Origin of the sequence: uncultured Microbulbifer sp. (assembly GCF_913055755.1) — a bacterium.
Lineage (GTDB): Bacteria > Pseudomonadota > Gammaproteobacteria > Pseudomonadales > Cellvibrionaceae > Microbulbifer.
The window spans coordinates 1-22559 of record NZ_CAJXKH010000012.1; the positions used below are offsets into that span (position 1 = coordinate 1).

19 protein-coding genes and 2 pseudogenes are annotated in these 22559 nt (G+C 60.5%); 13 read left to right on the plus strand and 8 right to left on the minus strand.

The window, feature by feature from the left end:
* Positions 1-184: pseudogene (locus QZ511_RS04025) on the minus strand (sodium-dependent transporter); the annotation flags it as partial.
* Positions 185-427: 243 nt separating this feature from the next.
* On the opposite strand from QZ511_RS04025, the gene QZ511_RS04030 reads away from it, so the two are divergent.
* Both QZ511_RS04030 and QZ511_RS04035 read left to right on the plus strand, forming a co-directional pair.
* Positions 428-868 (plus strand): type II toxin-antitoxin system RatA family toxin, encoded by a 441-nt coding sequence (locus QZ511_RS04030; RefSeq protein ID WP_295799335.1) that lies wholly within the window; start codon positions 428-430, stop codon positions 866-868.
* Positions 865-1194, plus strand: coding sequence for an RnfH family protein (locus QZ511_RS04035; RefSeq protein WP_295799337.1), 330 nt, complete (start codon positions 865-867; stop codon positions 1192-1194). The genes QZ511_RS04030 and QZ511_RS04035 overlap by 4 nt, the downstream gene beginning before the upstream one ends.
* A 39-nt stretch (positions 1195-1233) precedes the next feature.
* Here QZ511_RS04035 and QZ511_RS04040 read toward each other — a convergent pair whose 3' ends face one another.
* Entirely contained in the window at positions 1234-1578 is a 345-nt protein-coding gene (locus QZ511_RS04040; protein ID WP_295799338.1) for an outer membrane protein assembly factor BamE, read from the minus strand.
* Between the two features lie 397 nt (positions 1579-1975).
* On the opposite strand from QZ511_RS04040, the gene fur reads away from it, so the two are divergent.
* Positions 1976-2386: a ferric iron uptake transcriptional regulator gene (gene fur, locus QZ511_RS04045; RefSeq protein WP_295799339.1), complete on the plus strand. Its 411-nt coding sequence runs from the start codon at positions 1976-1978 to the stop codon at positions 2384-2386.
* 118 nt (positions 2387-2504) lie between these two features.
* Here the strand turns inward: fur and QZ511_RS04050 are convergent, their stop codons facing one another.
* The gene (locus QZ511_RS04050; protein WP_295799340.1) at positions 2505-3098 is read right to left on the minus strand and encodes a 1-acyl-sn-glycerol-3-phosphate acyltransferase; all 594 of its coding nucleotides are present in this window, start codon (positions 3096-3098) and stop codon (positions 2505-2507) included.
* 166 nt (positions 3099-3264) lie between these two features.
* Positions 3265-4917 (minus strand): DNA repair protein RecN, encoded by a 1653-nt coding sequence (gene recN, locus QZ511_RS04055; RefSeq protein ID WP_295799427.1) that lies wholly within the window; start codon positions 4915-4917, stop codon positions 3265-3267.
* A 292-nt stretch (positions 4918-5209) separates the two neighbouring features.
* Between recN and grpE the strand changes: the two genes are divergently transcribed.
* From grpE to dnaJ, 3 genes are all read left to right on the plus strand, one after another.
* On the plus strand, positions 5210-5800 hold the full coding sequence (gene grpE, locus QZ511_RS04060; protein WP_295799342.1) for a nucleotide exchange factor GrpE: 591 nt from the start codon (positions 5210-5212) through the stop codon (positions 5798-5800).
* Positions 5801-5931: 131 nt separating this feature from the next.
* Positions 5932-7875 (plus strand): molecular chaperone DnaK, encoded by a 1944-nt coding sequence (gene dnaK, locus QZ511_RS04065; protein WP_295799343.1) that lies wholly within the window; start codon positions 5932-5934, stop codon positions 7873-7875.
* A gap of 123 nt (positions 7876-7998) precedes the next feature.
* A complete protein-coding gene (dnaJ, locus tag QZ511_RS04070; RefSeq protein WP_295799345.1) occupies positions 7999-9123 on the plus strand; it encodes a molecular chaperone DnaJ in 1125 nt (374 codons plus the stop codon).
* A gap of 92 nt (positions 9124-9215) precedes the next feature.
* Here the strand turns inward: dnaJ and QZ511_RS04075 are convergent, their stop codons facing one another.
* Entirely contained in the window at positions 9216-9650 is a 435-nt protein-coding gene (locus QZ511_RS04075) for a hypothetical protein (protein WP_295799346.1), read from the minus strand.
* Positions 9651-9867: 217 nt separating this feature from the next.
* Here QZ511_RS04075 and dapB point away from each other — a divergent pair, with 217 nt between their 5' ends.
* From dapB to greA, 7 genes and pseudogenes are all read left to right on the plus strand, one after another.
* Complete coding sequence (gene dapB / locus QZ511_RS04080) at positions 9868-10677, plus strand: 4-hydroxy-tetrahydrodipicolinate reductase (protein ID WP_295799347.1); 810 nt, start codon at positions 9868-9870, stop codon at positions 10675-10677.
* A 31-nt stretch (positions 10678-10708) separates the two neighbouring features.
* Positions 10709-11107 (plus strand): annotated as a pseudogene (locus QZ511_RS04085) (RimK/LysX family protein); the annotation flags it as partial.
* An 84-nt stretch (positions 11108-11191) separates the two neighbouring features.
* A complete protein-coding gene (gene rimK / locus QZ511_RS04090; RefSeq protein ID WP_295799430.1) occupies positions 11192-12109 on the plus strand; it encodes a 30S ribosomal protein S6--L-glutamate ligase in 918 nt (305 codons plus the stop codon).
* 159 nt (positions 12110-12268) lie between these two features.
* Positions 12269-12856, plus strand: coding sequence for a YfiR family protein (locus QZ511_RS04095; protein WP_295799349.1), 588 nt, complete (start codon positions 12269-12271; stop codon positions 12854-12856).
* 430 nt (positions 12857-13286) lie between these two features.
* Positions 13287-14423 carry a glutamine-hydrolyzing carbamoyl-phosphate synthase small subunit gene (carA, locus tag QZ511_RS04100; RefSeq protein ID WP_295799433.1) on the plus strand — a complete coding sequence of 379 codons (1137 nt, stop codon included), beginning with the start codon at positions 13287-13289 and terminating at the stop codon, positions 14421-14423.
* A 99-nt stretch (positions 14424-14522) separates the two neighbouring features.
* On the plus strand, positions 14523-17753 hold the full coding sequence (carB, locus tag QZ511_RS04105; RefSeq protein WP_295799350.1) for a carbamoyl-phosphate synthase large subunit: 3231 nt from the start codon (positions 14523-14525) through the stop codon (positions 17751-17753).
* A 123-nt stretch (positions 17754-17876) separates the two neighbouring features.
* The gene (gene greA / locus QZ511_RS04110; protein WP_295799352.1) at positions 17877-18353 is read left to right on the plus strand and encodes a transcription elongation factor GreA; all 477 of its coding nucleotides are present in this window, start codon (positions 17877-17879) and stop codon (positions 18351-18353) included.
* Positions 18354-18421: 68 nt separating this feature from the next.
* Here the strand turns inward: greA and QZ511_RS04115 are convergent, their stop codons facing one another.
* The 3 genes from QZ511_RS04115 to QZ511_RS04125 form a co-directional block, all read right to left on the minus strand.
* The gene (locus QZ511_RS04115) at positions 18422-19237 is read right to left on the minus strand and encodes a hypothetical protein (protein WP_295799354.1); all 816 of its coding nucleotides are present in this window, start codon (positions 19235-19237) and stop codon (positions 18422-18424) included.
* A 431-nt stretch (positions 19238-19668) separates the two neighbouring features.
* Positions 19669-21531, minus strand: a complete 1863-nt coding sequence (locus QZ511_RS04120) for a cytochrome-c peroxidase (protein ID WP_295799355.1) — start codon at positions 21529-21531, stop codon at positions 19669-19671.
* Between the two features lie 101 nt (positions 21532-21632).
* Positions 21633-22475 carry a hypothetical protein gene (locus QZ511_RS04125; protein WP_295799356.1) on the minus strand — a complete coding sequence of 281 codons (843 nt, stop codon included), beginning with the start codon at positions 22473-22475 and terminating at the stop codon, positions 21633-21635.
* Positions 22476-22559 lie beyond the last annotated feature (84 nt).

The following is a 22559-nucleotide window of genomic DNA, read 5'->3' on the forward strand; positions in this document are numbered from 1 at the left end:
CCGCCATCATGACCGGCAGGCAGATGAAGAATACGAACAGCGCATACACCAGCAGGAAGGCGCCTCCACCACTTTTGGTGGCGGCCACCGGGAAGGAAACTAGGTTGCCAATACCGACCGCGGAGCCGGCGGCGGCCAGGATAAAACCGAGACGGGAACCAAAATGTTCTCTAGCTGCGGACATAGATTTCTCGCTTGCCTGTTATTCTTGTCGTCTGAATGATTGCCGTGGCCCGCACGCGGCATCTGGGCCGTGCAGCCATCGGGTATCAACATGCCGGTTTCTGCGGCGCTGTAAAACGCCGATTGTTGCAGGATTTATCCGCCTTGAGTAGCGTCGCGGGCGAAAATTGCCCCGCGCCACACAGGATAGGCAAGAAATCCGCCTCTGTGGGGCAATCCCTGAGTGATGAGTAAAGTTTGATCGATGACAAAAATTGAACGCAGCGCCCTGGTCATGTACAGCGCCGAGCAGATGTTTGATCTGGTGAATGACGTGGGCAGCTATCCGCAATTTCTTCCTGGCTGCCGCGGGGCGGAAATCCTGCACCGGGACGAGGATACCCTGGAAGCCCGCCTGGACCTGTCCCGCGCGGGGATCAGTCAGAGCTTTGTCACCCGTAACCGTCTCCAGCGCCCGGAGCGCATGGAGCTGGTGCTGGTGGATGGGCCGTTTAGTGAGTTCAGGGGCTGCTGGACCTTCACCCCGCTGGCCGAGCACGCCTGCAAAGTGATGTTCACACTGGAATTTCGCGCCCAGAACCGGTTGTTGGGGGCGGCTGCGGGCAAACTGTTCAGCGGTATTGCCAATCAGATGGTGGATGCCATGTGCGAGCGGGCCAGGCAGGTTTACGGAGAGAATCCATGAGCAACAAGAAAACCATTGCGGTGGAGGTGGTGTACGCCCTGCCGCACGAACAGCGGCTGATGAGCCTGTTGGTGGAGCCAGGCACTACCGCCCTGCAGGCGCTGGAACTATCGGGGATTCCCCGCGAGTACCCGGAGGTCGACCCGGCCACTGCCAAACTGGGCATCTTTGGCCAGGCCCTGGGGACCAAGGGGCTGGCGGTGGCATCGGAGTATGTATTGCAGCCGGGAGATCGGGTGGAGGTTTACCGGCCTTTGATCGCCGACCCCAAAGAGGCGCGCAGGCAGCGTGCAGAGAAGGCGAAGCGTCAGGCGCAGGGCGGATAGCCCCGCGCGCCCTTCGTCAGAAAGTCAGCAAAGCGGGATTCAGGGCCAGCCGCTGGGCTGCCAGTCACCGCTGGTTTCAATCAGGCGGTCGCCGTTGAAATACACGGTGAAGCGCTTCTGGGTCTCTTCGCCCTTGGGGCTGCGGATGCGATTGATGTAATCCCAGCGGTTGGGGTTGAAGGTGTCTTCCAGCAGCGGGGTGCCCAGTACAAAGCGGACCTGGCGGCGGGTCATACCGGGTTTGAGCTGGTCCACCATCTCCTGGGTGATGATGTTGCCCTGCTGCACCTGGATGCGGTGCACGCCGGGAAACTTGAACAGTCTGCAGGCTGTGGCAAGGCTGCACAGCGCGGTAATCAGTAGAATTCGTACAACTGATGGCATTGAATGCTCCATCTGAATTTTTATTGGGATCCGTAGTTGGCCGCTTCCGGTGTCTTACGGGGAGGCTGCCATTTGTCTGGGCCGCCTCCGGGCCGTCTGAACTACACCATAGACGTTCCGGCAATCGACTGATAGTCGTCAATTTGCCGAGATAGTTCCCCCGGGGCCACACAAAAGTCGGCTATCTCGCCCCCGCGCGGTATTCGGGGTTGGCCCCTCCGCGGGTGAGCACCAGCGGGAGTGAGTGGTTGCTCACCATCTGCCGCGTGGCTATCAGGCCGATTGCCCGGTTGGGGTTCCTCTATCTTTGCTGGGCGTGGATAATACCCGAACTGTCCGCCTGCCGACAGGCGCGGCCAAATGAATACGAGCACACACATCCGGATAACAATTACTCATGTCGAACGAAAATCAGGAACTGCGCAAGGTAGGCCTCAAGGTCACCCTGCCGCGAGTCAAAATTCTGCAACTGCTGGAAAACGCCAGTGAACAGCATCTGAGTGCAGAGGATGTGTACAAGATGTTGCTGGAGGCCGGGGAAGATGTCGGCCTGGCCACCGTTTACCGGGTGCTGACCCAGTTCGAGAGCGCCGGCCTGGTGATCCGTCACAACTTCGATGGTGGCCACTCGGTATTCGAGCTGGACCGCGGCGACCACCACGACCATATGGTGTGCACCGATTCCGGCAAGGTGATCGAGTTCCACAACGAGAAGATCGAAGAGCTCCAGCACCAGATTGCCGAAGAACACGGTTACGAGCTGACCGGCCACAGCCTGGTGCTGTACGTGAAGAAGAAAGAAGGCTGATCGCCCGGGCGCGCGATCGCGATAATAAAGCAATAAAAAGGGGAGCCTTGAGCTCCCCTTTTTTGTGTCTGTACTTTGTACCGGTAATTTGTGTTTGTAACAGCCGCCCGCGGGGGGCTTATACCGGCGCGGTATAGTGCTCCGGGTACTTGCCGATCTTGTCCGCATAGAAGGCGCCCAGCCGCGCCAGTTCCCTGGCCAGGTTTTCCCCCATCTCCATCGCCGGGCCCAGGCCCACTTCCTTCTTGGGGAAATTGATAAACCCGCACACCACCGGCACCGCGGCGCCGCGGGCGATGTGGTAGAAGCCGGTCTTCCAGCGCTCGGCGCGCCCGCGGGTGCCTTCCGGCGGTACCGCGATGATCAGCGCATCCCGCGCCTTGTACTGGTTTACCGTGGCCTCGACCAGGTTGTTGGACTTGCTGCGGTCCACCGCAATACCGCCGAACCAGCGCATGGTGCCGCCCAGGGGAAACTTGAACAGCTTGTCCTTGCCCATCCACTGCGGCGTCACCTTGAGTTTGAGGGCGGCGAGGATAAAAAAGTAGCCGTCCCAGTTGGAGGTGTGGGGGGCGCCCAGCATGACGTACTTCTTCAGCTTCAGTGCGCGCTCGTCCGCGACCACTTTCCAGCCGTGAAGCTTCAGCAGCAATCCCGCCAGCAGGCGCAGGACCGGGGTAAGGATGGGGGTGTTGAATATGGTTGTTTGCATGACCTGACCGAAAAAACTGTCCGCACCGTGTAGTGTGGACCGACCGCCCCCCACGGGAGGCGACTCTGATGGAAAGCGCGCCAGTATAATGTGAATCTACAGCCGCTTTCGGTCAATTCCGGTCTCCGGGGTGGCTATCTGTGACCGCCCGGGCGCACCTGCCGCTTCAGGCGCGGCTGAGCATTTCCTCGGCGTGGGCCAGGGACTGTGCGGTGGCTTCGCCCCCCAGCATGCGCGCCACTTCCGCACTGCGCTCGGCATCTTTCAGCTCCCGCAGCGCCACGAAAGCGGAGGCGCCATCGCTGTGTTTTTCCACCAGGTACTGGCGGTGGGCGCGGGCGGCCACCTGTGCCAGGTGGGTGACGCAGATTACCTGGCCGCGTTCGCCGAGCTGGCGCAGCAGCTTGCCGACCACGTCGCCGGTGGCGCCACCGATGCCCACGTCCACCTCATCGAATACCAGGGTGGGGGTGCGGGAAGTCTGGGCGGTGACCACCTGAATCGCCAGGCTGACCCGGGACAGCTCGCCGCCGGAGGCAATCTTGCCCAGGGCGCGGGCGGGCTGGCCGGGGTTGGTGGATATCAGGATTTCGACCTCTTCCAGGCCGCTGGCAGCGGGCTTGTCCAGCGCAGTGAGCGCCAACTCAACCCGGGCGTGGGGCATCGCCAGATCCGCCAGCTGCGCGTTCACCGCGTCCGCCAGCTGGCTGGCGGCGGTTGCCCGCAGTGCGCTGAGTTTGGCGGCACTGTTACGGAACGCCTGCTCCAGCTGCGTGCACTCAGACTCCAGCTTGTCGAGGGTGTCGGGGGCGCCGATTTCTTCCAGCTCCTGCTGCCACTGCAGCTGCAGTTCCGGCAGTTGGTCCGGTTGCACCCGGTGTTTGCGGGCAATGGAATAGATGGCGGAGAGGCGCTCTTCCACTTCCGCCAGCCGTTCCGGGTCCATTTCAAAGCCGTCGATATGCCGCGACAGGGTGCTGGCGGCCTCGTCCACCTGGATGCGCGCGCTGTCGAGCATCTGCGCCACTTCCGCCAGCGCCGGGCTCTGTTCCGGCATCGCGCCCACCAGCTGCAGGGCGCGGTGCAGCTGTTCTGCAATATCACCCTCGCCGCCGTTCAGCAGTGCCGCCAGCTGGTAGCTGCCGCTGAGGATTTCACCGGCGTTGGCCAGCTGGCGCTGTTCACTCTCGAGCTCTTCCAGTTCATTGGGTTTCAGTCCCAGCTGCTCCAGCTCCTCCAGCTGGTACTCCAGCAGGTCGCGGCGGGCCTGGGTCTCCTCGGCGTTGTCGGCCTGCTTGCGGAAGCGGCGATACTGGTCCTGCCAGGTCTTGAAGTGAATGCGCACTTCGGCCGCGGCGCTCTCGGCGTGGGCATATTCGTCCAGCAGGCGGCGGTGGGTGTCTTTCTTCAGCAGCGACTGGTGCTCGTGCTGGCTGTGGATGTCGATCAGCTGTTCGCCCAGGGTGCGCAGTTGCAGCAGGGTGACCGGCTGGCCGTTGATATACGCCCGGGAGCGGCCGTCGGCACTGATGGTGCGGCGCAGGATTACCTCGCGGCCGGCATCCATCTCCTGCTCTTCCAGCCAGGTGCGGGCATCCTCGTGGCTGCTGATATCAAAGGTGGCGTGGATATCCGCGCGTTTGGCGCCCGCGCGCACCATCTCGGCATTGCCGCGGTCGCCGAGGGCGAGCCCCAGGGCGTCCAGGGTGATGGATTTGCCCGCGCCGGTTTCGCCGGTGAGGGTACTGGTACCGGGGCCGAACTCCAGCTCCAGCTGGTCGACCAGGGTGAATTGACTGATAGACAGGTGCAGCAACATGGAAATAGCTTCTGTGGCCATCTGAATAGTGGTTGTTTATACAGTATTTGGCGGCGGCCTTTCAATCATTGCGCGGGCTAAATGTGCCCCGATTCTGTTTCGTGGCCCGCCGCTCGCCACATTACCCTGTGCGGTTTATGTGTTGCCTGTATCTGGCCCGCGATCACTTGAACTGCCCCAGGTCGCCCCCATATAGCCCTGCATCGCCTGTTCCGGCACCGCACGGAGCCGGCGTGATTGTTCAATTTTGACCCTATTGGCCTTGGGCCGACGGACACAGACGGAGATAGCAGTGGCCAAAGAGCGCAGCGAAGAAGAACAGACCGAAACCGGCGAGCAGGCGCACGTAGAGAACCCCAGTGCGGAAGAGCAGCACGACGCGGAAGATGCGCTGGCAGAAGAACTGACCGGTGAAAGCGCGCAGGAAGCAGAGATTGCCTCCCTGCACCAGCAGCTGGCAGAGCACAAAGACATGGTGCTGCGCGCCCAGGCCGAGGTGCAGAATGCACGTCGCCGCGCCCAGCAGGATGTGGAAAAGGCACACAAGTTCGGTGTCGAGAAGCTGATCAAGGAGCTGCTGCCGGTGGTCGACAACCTGGAGCGGGCCATCTCCACCATCGACAGTGAACACGAGGCGCACAAGGCGGTGGTGGAAGGTATCGAGCTGACTCACAAGTCTTTCCTCGACACCCTGGCCAAGTCCGGAGTGGAAGTGATCAACCCGGCCGGCGAGCCCTTTGATCCCGAACTGCACCAGGCCATGACCCAGGTGCCCAACGGTGACGTGGAGCCGAATACCGTGCTCGACGTCTTCCAGAAGGGCTTCCGCCTCAACGGCCGTCTGGTGCGCCCGGCGATGGTGGTTGTCAGTAAGGCGCCGTAACGCAATCAGAGAATTCCTGCAGGTGGCGCCCCTTGAAATCGGAACGGCGGCACCAATATAAGCAGCAACCGAATACAAACGTGTGCAGCCGGGAGCGAACCCGGGGCACGGTAAAGTGAGGAATCAAACCAATGGGAAAAATCATCGGCATCGACCTGGGTACTACCAACAGCTGTGTGGCAGTGCTGGACGGCGACAAGGCCCGTGTTATTGAGAACGCCGAAGGCGACCGCACCACCCCTTCCATCGTCGCATTCACCGACGACAGCGAAGTGCTGGTAGGCCAGTCTGCCAAGCGCCAGGCGGTTACCAACCCCACCAACACCCTGTTCGCGGTGAAGCGCCTGATCGGCCGCAAGTTCAAGGACGATGTGGTGCAGAAGGACATCAAGATGGTGCCTTACTCCATCGTTGAAGCCGACAATGGCGATGCCTGGGTAGAGGTGAAGGGCGACAAGAAAGCGCCGCCGCAGATCTCTGCCGAAGTCCTGAAGAAAATGAAGAAAACCGCGGAAGACTTCCTCGGTGAGAAGGTAGACGCCGCGGTAATCACCGTACCGGCCTACTTCAACGACTCCCAGCGCCAGGCGACCAAAGACGCCGGCCGCATCGCCGGTCTCGACGTGAAGCGCATCATCAACGAGCCCACCGCGGCTGCACTGGCCTACGGCATGGACAAGGCCGGTGGCGACCGCACCATCGCGGTATACGACCTGGGCGGTGGTACCTTCGATATCTCCATCATCGAAATTGCCGACGTCGACGGCGAGAAGCAGTTTGAAGTGCTGTCCACCAACGGTGACACCTTCCTCGGTGGTGAAGACTTCGACCTGCGCCTGATCGACTACCTGGCGGAGCAGTTCAAGAAGGAACAGGGCATCGACCTGAAGGGCGACCCCCTGGCCATGCAGCGCCTGAAGGAAGCCGGTGAAAAAGCCAAGATCGAGCTGTCCTCCAGCCAGCAGACCGAAGTGAACCTGCCGTACATCACCGCAGACGCCACCGGTCCCAAGCACCTGGTGGTGAAGCTGACCCGCGCCAAGCTGGAAAGCCTGGTGGAAGACCTGGTCACCCGCTCCCTGGAGCCGGTAAAGATTGCCCTGCAGGATGCGGATATCGCTGCTTCCGGCATCGACGAAGTGATCCTGGTGGGCGGCCAGACCCGCATGCCGCTGGTACAGGCCAAGGTAACCGAGTTCTTCGGCAAAGAGCCGCGCAAGGACGTGAACCCGGACGAAGCGGTTGCCGTTGGCGCTGCCATCCAGGGTGCGGTACTGGGCGGTGACGTGAAAGACGTACTGCTGCTGGACGTAACCCCGCTGACCCTGGGTATCGAAACCATGGGCGGTGTGGCGACTCCGCTGATCGACAAGAACACCACCATCCCGACCAAGAAGTCCCAGACCTTCTCCACCGCGGATGACAACCAGACTGCCGTGACCATTCACGTGGTACAGGGTGAGCGCAAGCAGGCGGCACAGAACAAGTCCCTGGGTCGTTTCGACCTGGCCGACATCCCGCCGGCGCCGCGCGGCATGCCGCAGATCGAAGTGACCTTCGATATTGATGCCAACGGCATCCTGCACGTGCACGCCAAAGACAAGGCCACCGGCAAGGAACAGTCCATCGTGATCAAGGCCTCCTCCGGCCTGTCCGATGAAGAGATCGAAAAAATGGTGCAGGACGCCGAGGCCAACGCCGAAGCGGACAAGCAGTTCGAGGAGCTGGTCACCACCCGCAACACCCTCGACGGCCTGATCTCTGCCACCAAGAAGACCCTGGAAGAAGCCGGTGACAAGGCGACTGCGGAAGAAAAAGCCGCGATCGACGCCGCCCTGGCGGAAGCCGAGGAAGCGGTGAAGGGCAACGACAAGGCTGCCATGGAAGCCGCCACCACCAAGCTGACCGAAGCCTCCGGCCCGGTAGCGCAGAAGATGTACGCGGAGCAGGCCCAGGCCGGCGAAGCGGCCGCAGACCAGGCCGAGCAGGCCAGTTCTGGTGGTCAGAGTGGCGGTGACGACGCAGTGGACGCCGAGTTCGAAGAAGTCAAAGACGACAAGAAAGAAGACAAGTAAGTAATTACTGTCTGACCCAACCCTGCGGTTGCCGTTCGCCGGCCAGCCGCGGGGCTTCAGAAGGCGCGGGGGTTCGCACAGGGCTCTCGCGCCTTATGCAGTTTGAGAAGAACACACAGAGCTATGTCCAAACGCGATTACTACGAAGTCCTCGGTGTCAGCAAAGGCGCGGATGAAAAGGAACTGAAAAAGGCCTACCGCCGGGTAGCGATGAAATACCACCCGGACCGCAACCCTGACGACAAAGAGGCTGAGAATAAATTCAAGGAGGCCAACGAGGCCTACGAAGTCCTGTCCGACCCGCAGAAGAAGGCGGCGTACGACCAGTTCGGCCACGCCGGTGTGGACGGCCAGGCCGGCGGCGCGGGTGCCGGTGGCTTCGGCGGATTCTCTGACATCTTCGGTGATGTGTTCGGCGATATCTTTGGTGGCGGCGCCGGTGGCGGCCGCCGCGGTCCCCAGCGCGGTTCCGACCTGCGCTACGACCTGGACCTGGACCTGGAAGACGCGGTGCGCGGCACCACCGTCAAGATCAAGGTGCCGACCCTGGCCAACTGTGGCACCTGTCACGGCTCCGGCGCCAAGGCCGGTTCCAAGCCCCAGACCTGCGGCACCTGTGGCGGCGCCGGCCAGGTGCGCATGCAACAGGGCTTTTTCTCCGTGCAGCAGACCTGTCCCAACTGTCGCGGTCGCGGCACGGTGATCAGTGACCCCTGCACCAGCTGTCACGGTCGCGGCCGCGTGGAAGAGACCAAGACCCTGTCGGTGAAGGTGCCGCCCGGTGTCGATACCGGTGACCGCATCCGCCTCGCCGGCGAAGGTGAAGCCGGGCCGGATGGCGGACCCGCAGGTGACCTGTACGTGCAGGTAATGGTGCGCGAGCACGAGCTGTTCCAGCGCGACGGCAAGAACCTCTACTGCGAGGTGCCGATCAGTTTTGTGACCGCGGCGCTGGGTGGTGAAATGGAAGTGCCGACCCTGGACGGCAAGGTCAAGCTGAAGATTCCCGCGGAGAGCCAGACCGGCAAGCTGTTCCGCCTGCGCGGCAAGGGCGTGACCCCGGTGCGCGGTGGCGCCCCCGGCGACCTGCTGTGCCGGGTAGTGGTGGAAACACCGGTAAACCTGACCGGCAAACAGAAAGAGCTGCTGGAGGAATTCGCCGGCACCCTGAGCGAGAAGAAAAATTCTCCGCGGCAGACCGGTTGGTTTGAAGGGGTGAAGAACTTCTTCGGCGATATGAAGCTGTAACCTGCTGACCTGTTACTGCGCCAGTACCCAAAAGCCCGGCTCTTCAGCCGGGCTTTTGGGTTGTGGGAAAGCGAAACAGCGGGTTGAGCCCGTCAGATCTTGGGAATGCGCGCGCGGAACTCCTCGTGGTATTCCCTCTGGATTTTTTTCAGCTCCTCGAGCTGCTCGGCGTTCAGAATCGCCGCCATTTCCGCCCGTGTTTCCGCGCGTATGGCGATAAACTTGGCGTCAATCTGTTCCAGTTGCTGCTCGGTGAGCTTGGGGGTCTTCTGATCGGTAAAGCCGAACTCCTCCAGTACCTGCAATTTCCTGTCAAAATTCTTTTCCAGAATGGGCAGCGCCTTGGCCTCCTGCTCCGGCGTCAACTTGAGCCGTATGCTTGCCCAGTTGCTAACATCCGCATACTTCTCCCAGAAATCATCATTTGATGTGGCCCCGTGGCCGGTGGAGACGAAGGTGTAAAGTAGCAGGGCGCACAGGGCGGCGGAAAAAGAGGACCAGAATGGCTCGCGGGCTTCGTACTGCATGCTTGGCGCTCCAATCATTGCGATATTAAAAGCCTAGTTGAGGCCGGTGCCTGCGCAAGAAATCCCCGCCAGTCAGTTGCGCGCGGGCCGCGCTTCCACTAAATCCGTTATCAGTATTCCCGCCCGGGAAATACGGGGTAGAATCCGCGCCTTTGCGGGTCGCAGCGGCCCGCTACAGCAGTACCCCTATCGACTAGCCGTAACCAGGAGGGAAACAATGGCAATAAAAGTGGCAGTAACCGGATTTGGCGGGCGCATGGGGCGGGCCCTGGCGGAAGCACTCAAGCTGGCGCAACAGTCTGGCAAGGCGCAACTGTCCGCGGCCATCGTGCGCCCCGGCTCTTCCCTGGTGGGTGCGGATGCCGGCGAGGTGGCGGGCACCGGGCGCAACGGGCTGGCGATTGTCGACAGCCTGGAGCAGGCGGATTTCGATGTGCTGATCGATTTTACTGCCCCCCAGGTGAGCATCGATAACGCGGCGTACTGTGCCGCCAATGGCAAGGGCATTGTGATCGGCACCACCGGATTTGATCCCGAGCAGAAGGTGCAGATGCTGAGTGCGGCGGACAAGACCCCACTGTGCTTTGCCTCCAATTTCTCCACCGGGGTGAACCTGTGCTTCAACCTGCTGGAAACCGCCGCGCGGGTGTTGGGGGACGAGGTGGATATCGAGATTGTCGAGGCCCATCACCGCCACAAGGTAGACGCGCCTTCCGGCACCGCGCTCAGCATGGGCGAAGTGGTGGCGGAAACCCTGGGACGCGACCTGCAGAAGGTTGCGGTATACGGCCGCGAGGGCCAGACCGGTGCCCGCGAGCGGGAAACCATCGGCTTTGCTACCGTGCGTGGTGGCGACGTGGTGGGTGAGCACACCGTCAGTTTCTTTGCCGATGGCGAGCGGGTGGAAATCACCCACAAGGCCAGCAGCCGCCTGGCATTTGCCAATGGTGCGGTGCGCGCCGCGGCCTGGTTGAACGGTCGCGCCGCCGGACATTACGATATGCGCGATGTTCTTGCGCTTAAATAACAGAACCTAATCTGATCTGGAGCCTTAATTGGTGGAAAAACTCATTGTTGGTAGTGAAGAGTGGTGCGGCCTGCCCGGGCTGGGCGTGCCTGCAATCAAAGCGCGGGTAGACTCCGGCGCCAAGACATCTTCGCTGCACGCGTACAACATCCAGACCTTCAATCGCGGTGGCGAGGCGTGGGTCAGTTTCGAGGCGCACCCGTTGCAGAACCTGCGCCGCCCGCGGGTGCGCTGCGAGGCGCGCCTGCTGGATCGGCGCACGGTGCGCAGCTCCTCCGGCGACGCGGAAAAGCGTTTTGTCATCAAGACCAGTCTCAGTATCGGCGGCAGCGTTTGGGATATCGAACTGACCCTGACCAACCGCGACACCATGGGTTACCGCATGTTGCTGGGCCGCGAGGCCATGATGGGGCGCATGCTGGTGGATCCGTCCGAGAGCTTCTGCCTGGGGGAACTTCCCCCCAGCCAGCTGGAAGAGTTCTACCGGGACGAGCACCATATGTCCGGCACCGGCCTGCGTATCGGCGTGCTGGCGTCCAACCCGGATCTCTACAGCAACCAGCGGATCATGGAAGCGGGGGCCGAGCGCGGCCACCGCATGACCTTCCTGAATATCCGCCAGTGTTATATGAAGCTGGATTCCGCCGAGCCCGCGGTGCACTACCGCGATGGCCGCATCCTCAACAACCTGGATGCGATCATCCCGCGCATCCGCCCCAGCATGACCTTTTACGGCTGCGCCCTGACCCGGCACTTTGAGAGCATGGGGGTCTATGCGCTGAACGGCTCCGCGGCCATCAGCCAGTCTCGTGACAAGCTGTATTCGCTGCAGCTGTTGCAGGAAGGCGGGCTGAATATCCCCATTTCCGGGTTCGCCAACTCGCCCATGGATACCAACGAGCTGATCGACATGGTGGGCGGCGCACCGCTGATCGTGAAACTGCTGGAGGGTACCCAGGGCCGCGGTGTGGTGCTGGCGGAAACCCGCAAGGCGGCGGAGTCGGTGATCAATGCGATCAAGTCGCTGAAGGCCAACCTGCTGGTGCAGGAGTTTATCCGCGAGGCCCAAGGCAAGGACCTGCGCCTGTTTGTGATCGACGGCAAGGTGGTGGCGGCAATCCAGCGCGAGGCCGCGCCGGGAGAGTTCCGCGCCAATATCCACCAGGGCGGTACTGCCTCGGTGGTCAAGGTCACTCCGGAAGAGCGCAAGCTGGCGATCAAGGCCGCCAAGGTCCTGGGGCTGAAGGTCGCCGGCGTCGACATCATTCGCTCCAAGAAGGGCCCGCTGTTGCTGGAGGTCAACTCCTCGCCGGGGCTGGAGGGTATCGAAAGTGCCACCCGCAAGGATGTGGCGGGCTCGATGATCATGGCGATCGAAAAGGCCCTCAAATGGCGCCCGACGATTCCTCCCAAGGAACCGGCGGGCGACTGATGTTGTGACCCCGGTCGGGTGACCGGGGGCTCCTGGCGTGCGCCTGATTTTCTGGCGTGCGCCTGTCGGGCCGCCATTGGTGGCCGGGCGGCGGCGGTACTACCCTTTGAAGTGGCCCCGCGCTCTGTGCGGGATTACATCCCTATAACGATCGCCGCCATGCTGAAGTTGAATGTAGCGCCTTCCCCGACATCTGCTCCCGGTCGCCTGCCCGCTATCTGGATGGCGCTGCTGCTGTGTCTGGCGGCGCTGCCCGCGCCGGCTGAGGAGGCGACCCGCGGCGATGTGCGGCGCCAGGTGATGGTGGATTACATCGTGCACTTCGCCCACCACCTGCAGTGGCCCATCGAGGTGTTTAATGGCAGTGGCGCCCCTTTCCGTATCTGCGTGATGGGAGAGGATGAGCTGGTGGCTCCCCTGAATGAGCGGCTGCACCGCCACCGGATCCAGGGGCGCATGGTCGCGCTGGAGAAGGTCAACGGTGGCGAACTGATGCGCGCGCGCAGCTGCCAGATTGTGGTGATGGAGGGGATGGACCGCGCCAGCCTGGCCAAGGCGATCAGTGCGCTGGAGTTTTTCCCGGTGCTGACCGTGAGCGATACCGAGCGCTTCGTGCTGCTGGGAGGCATGGTGGAGTTTGCCGGTAGCGGTAGCAACATGGCGCTGCAGCTGAACAAGACCCGCCTCGACCGCGCGGAACTGAAAGAGGGCAGCAGCCTGTTCAGATTGAGCCGTCAGATCAATTGAGGCGCGGCGGATTTTTACCCGGTTGGCGTATATTTATACTGGCGGCCGCGGCCATTTTCCCGTAGAATCTGCGCCCGGCTTGGAAAGGTCCCACCGAAGTAAACCGCGCCGATCGAGCATGTTTCGATACCGGTCCGGCGCCGGAAGGTGGCTTTCCAACCCAGCTAGAGCCGGTGGCAAGCGCCGGCCACACACTGAGAGCCGCGCGTGAATAAATTCATAAAAAAGCGAGATGAAGCAAGCGTTTCATCTCGCTTTTTTATAGAAGTTGCCAAAGTGCCGGGAGATGTCCCGGTGCCGGAGGCGCTTCTACCTCCAGGCGCCGGTCCCTGTCGGCCCGGTGCCGCCCGCGCTCTCGCAACCCGCCCGGAAGCTGTTCTGACGACTGGAGATTGAATTGAACAACGCTGTTCCCACGCCGGAATCCCTGATGCCCAGCACTACCCCGGCTTTGCTGGTGCTCGCCGATGGCAGTGAATTTCACGGCCGCGCCATTGGTGCCGAAGGTTCAACCGTAGGCGAGGTGGTATTCAACACCTCCATGACCGGGTATCAGGAAATCCTGACCGACCCATCCTATGCCCGCCAGATCGTTACTCTCACCTATCCCCATATCGGCAACACCGGTACCAACAGCGAAGACGAAGAGTGCGCTGAGATCTGGTCCGCCGGCCTGGTGATCCGCGACCTGCCGCTGCTGGCCAGCAGCTTCCGCAACGAGCAGTCTCTGGAGGATTACCTCAAGGCGCGCAACATCGTCGGCATCGCCGATATCGACACCCGCCGCCTGACCCGCATCCTGCGGGACAAGGGTGCCCAGAGTGGTTGCATCGTCGCCGGCGAGAATATTGATAAGGACGCGGCACTGGCCAAGGCGCGGGAGTTTGCCGGGCTCAAGGGCATGGACCTGGCCAAGGTGGTGTCCACCAAACAGAAGTACGACTTCAACGAGGGCACCTGGGAACTGGGGCAGGGCCACAAGCCGGCGCCGGCGGCGCAGCCCTACAAGGTTGTGGCCTACGACTATGGCGTCAAGCGCAATATCCTGCGCATGCTGGTGGACCGCGGTTGCGATATCACCGTGGTGCCGGCGGAAACCCCGGCGTCTGAAGTGCTGGCGATGAAGCCGGACGGCGTTTTCCTGTCCAACGGCCCCGGTGACCCCGAGCCCTGTGATTACGCCATTGCCGCGATCAAGGAAATCCTCGATACCGGCCTGCCCACCTACGGCATCTGCCTGGGGCACCAGCTGCTGGGCCTGGCGGTAGGCGGCAAGACTGCCAAGATGAAATTCGGTCACCACGGTGGCAACCACCCGGTACAGGACCTGCGCAGTGGCAAGGTGATGATCACTGCCCAGAACCACGGCTTTGCGGTGGATGTCGACTCCCTGCCGGAGAATGTGGAAATTACCCACAAGTCGCTGTTCGACGGCACCCTGCAGGGGATTGCCCTGAAAGATAAGCCAGTGTTCAGCTTCCAGGGGCACCCCGAAGCGAGCCCCGGTCCCCACGATGTGGCGCCGCTGTTCGACCAGTTTATCGAGATGATGGCCGCGCGCCGCTAAAGCGCCACTCACCGGACTCTCAAGCGACACCCAACACGCACAAAGAATTTCAGCGCAACCGGTGGCCGGTTACAGCCGCCGGAGCAAGACGGAAGAAAGATGCCAAAACGCACAGACATTAAAAGTATTCTGATCATCGGTGCCGGCCCCATCGTTATCGGCCAGGCCTGTGAATTCGACTACTCCGGTGCCCAGGCCTGTAAGGCGCTGCGGGAAGAGGGGTACCGGGTGATCCTGGTGAACTCCAATCCCGCCACCATCATGACCGACCCGGCGATGGCCGATGCCACCTACATCGAGCCGGTGGAGTGGAAGACCGTTGCCAAGATCATCGAACAGGAGCGCCCGGATGCGATCCTGCCCACCATGGGCGGCCAGACCGCACTGAACTGTGCGCTGGCGCTGGACAAGCACGGGGTGCTGAAAGAATTCGGTTGTGAGCTGATCGGCGCCGACAAAGACGCGATCGAGAAAGCGGAAGACCGCGACCTGTTCGACAAGGCGATGAAAGCCATCGGCCTCGAGACTCCACGCGCCAAGATCGTCCACTCCATGGAAGAGGCGAAGAAGGTACCGGAGGAGTTCGGCTTCCCGGTGATCATCCGCCCGTCCTTCACCATGGGCGGCTCCGGTGGCGGTGTGGCCTACAACTGGCCGGAATTCGAGGAAATCTGCAAGCGCGGCCTCGATCTGTCTCCCACCAATGAACTGCTGATCGACGAATCCTTACTCGGCTGGAAAGAGTACGAGATGGAGGTGGTTCGCGACAAAAACGACAACTGCATCATCGTCTGTTCCATCGAGAACTTCGACCCGATGGGGGTGCACACTGGTGACTCAATCACCGTGGCCCCGGCGCAGACCCTGACCGACAAGGAATACCAGCTGATGCGCAACGCGTCCATCGCGGTATTGCGCGAGATCGGTGTGGAGACCGGCGGCTCCAACGTGCAGTTCGGCATGTGCCCGAAGACCGGCCGCATGGTTATCATCGAGATGAACCCGCGGGTGTCCCGCTCCTCTGCACTGGCCTCCAAGGCCACCGGCTTCCCGATTGCCAAGGTCGCGGCCAAGCTGGCGGTGGGCTACACCCTGGACGAGCTGCAGAACGACATTACCGGCGGTGCCACCCCGGCGTCCTTCGAGCCGTCCATCGACTACGTCGTGACCAAGATCCCGCGCTTCACCTTCGAGAAATTCGGTGAAGCGGACGCGCGCCTGACCACCCAGATGAAATCCGTGGGCGAAGTGATGGCGATCGGCCGCAACTTCCAGGAATCCCTGCAGAAAGCCCTGCGCGGCCTGGAGGTGGGTTCCTTCGGTTTCGAGCCGAAACTGGATCCGGCGGAAGCGGGTTCCATGGAACGCCTGCGCCGCGAACTTTCCGTGGCTGGCTCCGATCGCATCTGGTACGTGGGCGATGCCTTCCGCATGGGCATGAGCGTCGACGAGGTGTACGAGCTGTCCGGCATCGACCCCTGGTTCCTGGTACAGATCAAGGAACTCATAGACATTGAAGAGCCGCTGAAGTCCATGCCGACTTCCGCGCTGGACGCCAAGACCATGCGCTTCCTCAAGCGCAAGGGCTTCTCCGACAAGCGCCTCGCCGACCTGCTGGGCGTGAGCCAGAGAACCGTGCGCGAATTCCGCCACAAGATGGGGGTATTCCCGTCCTACAAGCGTGTGGATACCTGCGCTGCGGAATTCGCCACCAGCACCGCTTACATGTACTCCACCTACGACGAAGAGTGCGAGTCGAATCCGTCCGACAAGAAAAAGATCATGGTGCTCGGCGGCGGCCCCAACCGTATCGGCCAGGGCATCGAGTTCGACTACTGCTGTGTGCACGCGGCACTGGCCATGCGCGAAGACGGTTACGAGACCATCATGGTCAACTGTAACCCGGAGACGGTTTCCACCGACTACGACACTTCCGACCGCCTCTATTTCGAGCCGGTAACCCTGGAAGACGTGCTGGAAATCGTGCGCAAGGAAAAGCCCACCGGCGTGATTGTGCAGTTCGGCGGCCAGACCCCGCTGAACCTGGCGCGTTACCTCGCCGCGGAAGGTGTGCCGATTATCGGTACCACCCCTGAGCAGATCGACCGCGCGGAAGACCGCGAGCGCTTCCAGCAGATGATCATGCGCCTGGGCCTCAAGCAGCCGCAGAACGCCATCGTGCGCTCCGAGTACGAAGCCATCCAGCGCGCCAAGGAAGTGGGTTACCCGCTGGTGGTGCGCCCGTCGTACGTACTCGGCGGCCGCGCCATGGAGATCGTCTACAAGGAAGACGAACTCAAGACCTACATGAAGGAAGCGGTGGAAGTATCCGACGAGGCGCCGGTACTGCTGGACCGCTTCCTGCACTCCGCCATCGAGGTGGATATCGATGCGGTATCCGACGGCGAGGACGTGGTGATCGGCGCGATCATGCAGCACATCGAACAGTGCGGTGTGCACTCCGGTGACTCCGCCTGCTCGCTGCCGCCCTACAGCCTGCCGGCCGACGTGCAGGACAAGATGCGCGAAGAAGTGAAGGCGATGGCCCGCGAACTGGGCGTGGTCGGCCTGATGAACACCCAGCTGGCGTACCAGGACGGCGAGATCTACGTGATCGAGGTGAACCCGCGCGCCTCCCGTACCGTGCCTTTTGTGTCCAAGTGTATCGGTACCTCGCTGGCGAAGATCGCCGCGCGCTGCCAGGCGGGCATCAGCCTGCAGGAGCAGGGCTTTACCTCGGAAATCGTGCCGGATTACTTCTCCGTGAAGGAGTCGGTATTCCCGTTCAACAAGTTCCCGAAGGTGGACCCGATCCTCGGCCCGGAAATGAAATCCACCGGCGAGGTAATGGGTGTGGGCGAGACCTTCGCCGAAGCCTTCGACAAGGGCCTGCTGGGCGCCGGCGACAACCTGCCGGAATCCGGCAAGGTGTTCATCTCGGTGAAGGATGTGGACAAGTCCGGGGCGGTGGAAGTGGCCCGTGAGCTGCTGGGACTCGGATTCGAGCTGGTAGCCACCCGCGGTACCGCCAGGGTCTTGCAAGATGCCGGTATTACCGTTACAACGGTGAACAAGATGAGCGAAGGTCGTCCGCATATCGTGGATATGATCAAGAACGACGAAATTGCCCTGGTGGTCAACACCACCGAGGGGCGTCAGGCCATTCGCGACTCTTCGGATATCCGCCGCAGCGCGGAGAATCATCAGGTGTGCTACACGACCACCCTGGCGGCGGCCCGCGCCATGGCCATGGCCATGCAGATTGCCGAGCCGCTCAAGGTGCGCCGCCTGCAGGACCTGCACCAACGTGTGGTGCACCTGCGGGGCTGATTGCCACCTTTAACCCCGCGCTATCGGCGCGGGGATATTTAACGCTTATTCAGAAGCAATACCCGAAAAGCTTCGCCGCCAGGCGAAGCTTTTTCGTTGTGAAACAGACACCCGGAGGTTCCATTGAACCGAGTACCCATGACCGTTGAGGGCGCAGAAGCCCTGCGCACCGAACTGGAAGACCTGAAAAAAGTACAGCGTCCCGCCGTTGTACAGGCAATCGCCGAAGCCCGCGAGCACGGTGACCTGAAAGAGAACGCCGAATACCACGCAGCCCGCGAAAAGCAGGGTTTTATCGAGGGCCGGATTCAGGAAATTGAAGCCAAGCTGTCCATGGCCCAGGTGATCGATGTCAAAGCCATCGAGCCGATGGATAAGGTGATTTTCGGTACCACCGTCACCATCATCCACCTGGAAGACGATTCAGAAGTTACCTACAAGATCGTGGGCGACGATGAAGCGGACGTGAAGCAGAAGAAAATTTCCGTGAACTCACCGATTGCCCGCGCCCTGATTGGCAAGGAAGTCGGGGAGGTGGTTGTGGTGCAGACGCCATCCGGTTCCATCGAATACGAGATCGATGCGGTAGAGCACCTGTGAGTGGATACCGGTAAAAACAAAAAGGGCGGCCATCTGGCCGCCCTTTTTGTTTGTGCCGATCGGGTCAGTTACTGGTGGACTACCGCGCTGTGACCGTTACCGTTCTGGGTTATCAGGATAGATTGGCCCATGCCGGTCTGGCTCAAATAGGCGTGATTGTACGAGCCGATCTGGCTCACGCCGGCAAAATTCCCGGTACCGGACTGGACGATGTCGGCGCAGTTTTTCCCGCCATCGCTCTGCACGATATTCGCGATATGGTCATCACCGCTCTGCTTAATCCCCGCATCGTTACCGAAGCCGTCTTGCTCAATCACGGCTTCAGATCCCGAACTGTATACCTGGACCACCTTGGCGTCGTTGCCTAAGCCAGCCTGGGTGATCATTGCCAGGTTGTCAAAAGCGACAATCTGGTACACATCGGCGTCATTATGCACGCCGGACTGGTTAATGTCGGCAATGTTGCGCTCTCCAAAGAATTGCGAAACATGGGCATCATTGAAATAGTCGGATTGGTTTATCTGGGCATCACTTTCCTGCTCTCCGACCTGTAGCGATGTCGCGTCGTTTTTGTAGCCGCTTTGGATGATCATGCTCGTATTCAAGCGGCCACCGTACTGGAAGGAACCGGCATCATTGTGACCGCCGCTTTGCTGCTGCTCGATATGGCTAAATTCAGTCCCGGACTGCACGGCAATTGCATTGTTGTAGGTGCCGCTCTGACTTTGGAGGACATCGTTGTCGTGAGTGCCTGGTCCAGTCTGGTCCACGAAGGCGGAGTGGCCATCACCAGTTTGGAAGAGAGTGGCTTCGTTGTTATCGGCGAACACACTGCCGCTGACGGCAAACAGCAGCGCGGCGGCGATCGGGGTTAACGTCTTCATGAGTGTCTCCATTACTGCATTGAGGATCGGACGTTGATGAACTATCGGCTGATTCCAACCGATATGAGATGGCGCTTAAAGCAGTGCCAAAGGGCTTGCGCAAATAACCGGCGAATCATTGAGGCGCCAGCTTTCCGCAAATTCAGGTGGGAGTGTTACTCTGGGATTCGGGTACCGGGGGCGGGGCGTTCCACAGGACGCCGCGTCGGCATGGGGCAGGAAGGTTCGGATCATGCGATAACTTTCCCTGTTACTGCTTGGGGTAGTAAATATGCTCCGTTGTATTTTGAGTCTTGTCGTAAATTTGCGTAGCCGCTATAGGAGAGAAGTAGTAAACGTCTAGGAAGAAAGTTCTGAGCGGAAATAAAGAAGCCCCGTTGTTGCGGGGCTTCTTAAGTTGCGGGATTGCTGCGCGCTAAAGCCGGCAATCGTCAGCGCAAATACATAAGCACATCAATGATGGTTTGCATGTCACAACCGGTTCCCGGGGCAACACTGATTGGCGTTACACCATCACCCAGATAGTGCTTGTTGCACTCCCGGATCAGCCAGTCTCCCTCGTAGGAGAACAGCACCGATGCCGGTGCTGCCGGTCTGGGGCGGTAATTGCCACCAAAGGACATGAGTGGCGGCAGGAATTCCCGCCTCTCGAAAATCCGGGGCGGCTCCGAGGTGTGGTAGTCATCCAGTGTTTTCAGGTAGGCAACCAGATCGCCCTCCTGCTCTGGTGTCAGTCCGAGGTTGCCAATCAGGGTACCCCGGGTCAGGAAAGGCGCAACCCCTTCCGCGTTGGGGAATTCTGGCGCGGGCCAACAGTTGTTCTCCAGTGCAATTTCTTCGGTGATGATCAGCGGTGTCCCGAGGACGGCTGCACAGTCCAGCTTGTTGTGGTGCCGGGTGATTGTCTGGTCGATCTCCGCGGTGTTGTAGAAATGCACCACGCTCTCAACGCTCTTGAAAAAGCCATTGTGCATATACGAGCGGGTAAAAGTATCCGAAGCCCCTTTAAACAGGTTTCTCAGTGACGGGCTGCGGAAGCCACCTGGAGGAACGCCCGGCTTGTGGGTTTTGGCCAGGCCGGAGTCCACGCCGTCCGCAACGGGTATCTCCGCATTATACGGAACCCCGATATTGTGATACGCGTGGTCGGCATAGGTCTGCAATTGTTCGGCACCGTCGTCGCCAAAGTCGAAAATAAGCCCTGCAGGCGGTGGCCCGGCGAACGCTGGCTCAGTTGGCGAGTTGCTGTGGCAGAAGGCACAGGCAGCTGCGGGTACACTGGGGTCGGGATTGCTCGTTACCAGCGCGGACGCGAAATGCGGCACATTGTAAAACATGTCGTGACCGAAATTTTCCGAATCCGACAGCATCAATAATGGGAACTTGCCGGCCTGTGTTTTTTCCGGGTTGTAGAGGATTTCCTGGGTCAACTGTTGGCAGAATTCCTGGTCATAGAACTCCGCATGCCCCTCTTCGATACAGGCCAGTTCGGAGCGCAGGGCAAAATCCCGTTTCGAGGTGAATGAATTCAGGTCCCAGCTGTGCTGGTAGGCGCCCACTGCCAGCATCAGTCGTCTGAAGGCGATGTCATAGTGGGTAAAGCCGGGGTACTCGGACGGGCTCGCGTAGGAATAACTGCAGTTGATCTCCTTGCCAAAGGCTACTTTGTACAGGTTCCGGTATTCGGATGCAGCGACCCGCTTGCACACATCGATTTCGGCAATGTTCTGCTCCACAGCACTTGGCATCGGGTTCAGGGCCTGGTCGGACGTGGGGCCGAAGTACTGGCTGTAGGCTTTGATATACGGGCTTTCGATATCGTGGAAAACCTCTTCATCCAGGTGGGGCGCGGGTACGGTACCGTCTGTCAGATCCTGGACCTTTCCTTCCGATCTGCCGTCCCAAAAGTTACCGCCACAAAAACTGCCGGCGATCAGGGTGTTGGGCTTGCAGCCGGGCCCGAAAGGCGGCACAAAGCTCGCGTATATATTGGTGATGGCCTTGCGGTTGCCGACACCGCCATTCGCACCTGGAACAACCACGGTGGTTTTGTTGATGTCTGAGAATCCACTGGTGCCACCGGCAAAAGGTTCGTGGCAGGAAACACAGGCCTGGTTTCCCTTGGGGTTTGACAGCTCGGTATCATAAAACACGTGCTTGCCCAGTATCTTCAGCGCCAGATCCCGCACATGCTCCTCCTGCTGTGCAAAAGCGCCAGCGCTGACGAGTAGTGGCGCCAGTGATAGGGCTGAGATAAATAACAACTTCCGGCCGCTGAGTCCCGGACGTTCCATGATGTCCTCCTTGCTAAAACACGGCAGTACCCTGGGTACCGATATCCATCCCCCGGGAGAAATGAAGTGATCTCTCAGATTGGTAAAATATTGGAATCTAATTACTGGGAAACAGCAGCCTGGTTTCCGATGCCGGACTGAGTGACGATGGCCGTTTGCGATATTCCCGACTGTGTCACCACTGCGGAGTTCATCGCCCCGAACTGATTGACGATGGCGGAATGTCCTCCCGCGCCGTATTGCAGAATGTCGGCCCGGTTCAGGTCTCCATGCTGGTTGATGGCGGCGTAGTTTTGCCAGGAGTGTTGCGAAATATAGGCTTGGTTGGTATAGCCATCCTGGTAGATCCAGGTTTCGTTGTGGGAGTCGGCTTGCTCGATCAGGGCGGTATTTCCATCTCCATCCTGGCTGATGTCGGCCATCTGTCCAAAGCCGCTCTGCAGTATTCTGGCGTCATTGTAATTGCCGCCCTGGCGGATATAGGCTTCGGAATCTGTGCTGGCATATTGCCCTATGTGCGCGTTGAGTACCGATCCATACTGCTGGATGATCGCAATATTTCCGTACCCGCCGATCTGATAAACCGCGGCTTTATTGGACAAACCCTGCTGTCGAATACTCGCCTCGCTGTACTGGGCCTGCAACTGGAATGTATCCGCCCTGTTTGCACTGCCCGACTGGTAAATGCTGCCCTGATTGTATTGCCCGCCAGACTGCTTGGAGTAGCCGTCGTTCATCACTCCCTGTTGCACCTGGTAGATCTGGCTGTGGGATTCCGACGATTGCAACGCGAATGTGTGGTTGATATCCCCGTCCTGGGACTGGTAGATATGGCTGGCATAAGTACCGTAAGTTGTCTGGTCCGATGCGCCGACATTGCCGGTACCGGACTGGTAGATGGTGGAAGAGTTCTGTTCAGCAATAGCCTGGCTGCTTATCGCCATCAAGGATACTGCCAGGGCAATGATGGGTTTCACGGGACTGACCTCTGCTGCGAAATGCGGGGATGCCAGTAATCATGCGCGGGG

Excerpts from the sequence above, each read along its gene's own strand:
- QZ511_RS04030 (WP_295799335.1), top strand. The coding sequence starts at position 428 with ATGACAAAAATTGAACGCAGCGCCCTGGTCATGTACAGCGCCGAGCAG.
- QZ511_RS04035 (WP_295799337.1), top strand. The coding sequence starts at position 865 with ATGAGCAACAAGAAAACCATTGCGGTGGAGGTGGTGTACGCCCTGCCG.
- QZ511_RS04040 (WP_295799338.1), bottom strand. The coding sequence starts at position 1,578 with ATGCCATCAGTTGTACGAATTCTACTGATTACCGCGCTGTGCAGCCTT.
- fur (WP_295799339.1), top strand. The coding sequence starts at position 1,976 with ATGTCGAACGAAAATCAGGAACTGCGCAAGGTAGGCCTCAAGGTCACC.
- QZ511_RS04050 (WP_295799340.1), bottom strand. The coding sequence starts at position 3,098 with ATGCAAACAACCATATTCAACACCCCCATCCTTACCCCGGTCCTGCGC.
- recN (WP_295799427.1), bottom strand. The coding sequence starts at position 4,917 with ATGTTGCTGCACCTGTCTATCAGTCAATTCACCCTGGTCGACCAGCTG.
- dnaK (WP_295799343.1), top strand. The coding sequence starts at position 5,932 with ATGGGAAAAATCATCGGCATCGACCTGGGTACTACCAACAGCTGTGTG.
- dnaJ (WP_295799345.1), top strand. The coding sequence starts at position 7,999 with ATGTCCAAACGCGATTACTACGAAGTCCTCGGTGTCAGCAAAGGCGCG.
- QZ511_RS04075 (WP_295799346.1), bottom strand. The coding sequence starts at position 9,650 with ATGCAGTACGAAGCCCGCGAGCCATTCTGGTCCTCTTTTTCCGCCGCC.
- dapB (WP_295799347.1), top strand. The coding sequence starts at position 9,868 with ATGGCAATAAAAGTGGCAGTAACCGGATTTGGCGGGCGCATGGGGCGG.
- QZ511_RS04095 (WP_295799349.1), top strand. The coding sequence starts at position 12,269 with ATGCTGAAGTTGAATGTAGCGCCTTCCCCGACATCTGCTCCCGGTCGC.
- carA (WP_295799433.1), top strand. The coding sequence starts at position 13,287 with ATGCCCAGCACTACCCCGGCTTTGCTGGTGCTCGCCGATGGCAGTGAA.
- carB (WP_295799350.1), top strand. The coding sequence starts at position 14,523 with ATGCCAAAACGCACAGACATTAAAAGTATTCTGATCATCGGTGCCGGC.
- QZ511_RS04115 (WP_295799354.1), bottom strand. The coding sequence starts at position 19,237 with ATGAAGACGTTAACCCCGATCGCCGCCGCGCTGCTGTTTGCCGTCAGC.
- QZ511_RS04120 (WP_295799355.1), bottom strand. The coding sequence starts at position 21,531 with ATGGAACGTCCGGGACTCAGCGGCCGGAAGTTGTTATTTATCTCAGCC.
- QZ511_RS04125 (WP_295799356.1), bottom strand. The coding sequence starts at position 22,475 with ATGGCGATAAGCAGCCAGGCTATTGCTGAACAGAACTCTTCCACCATC.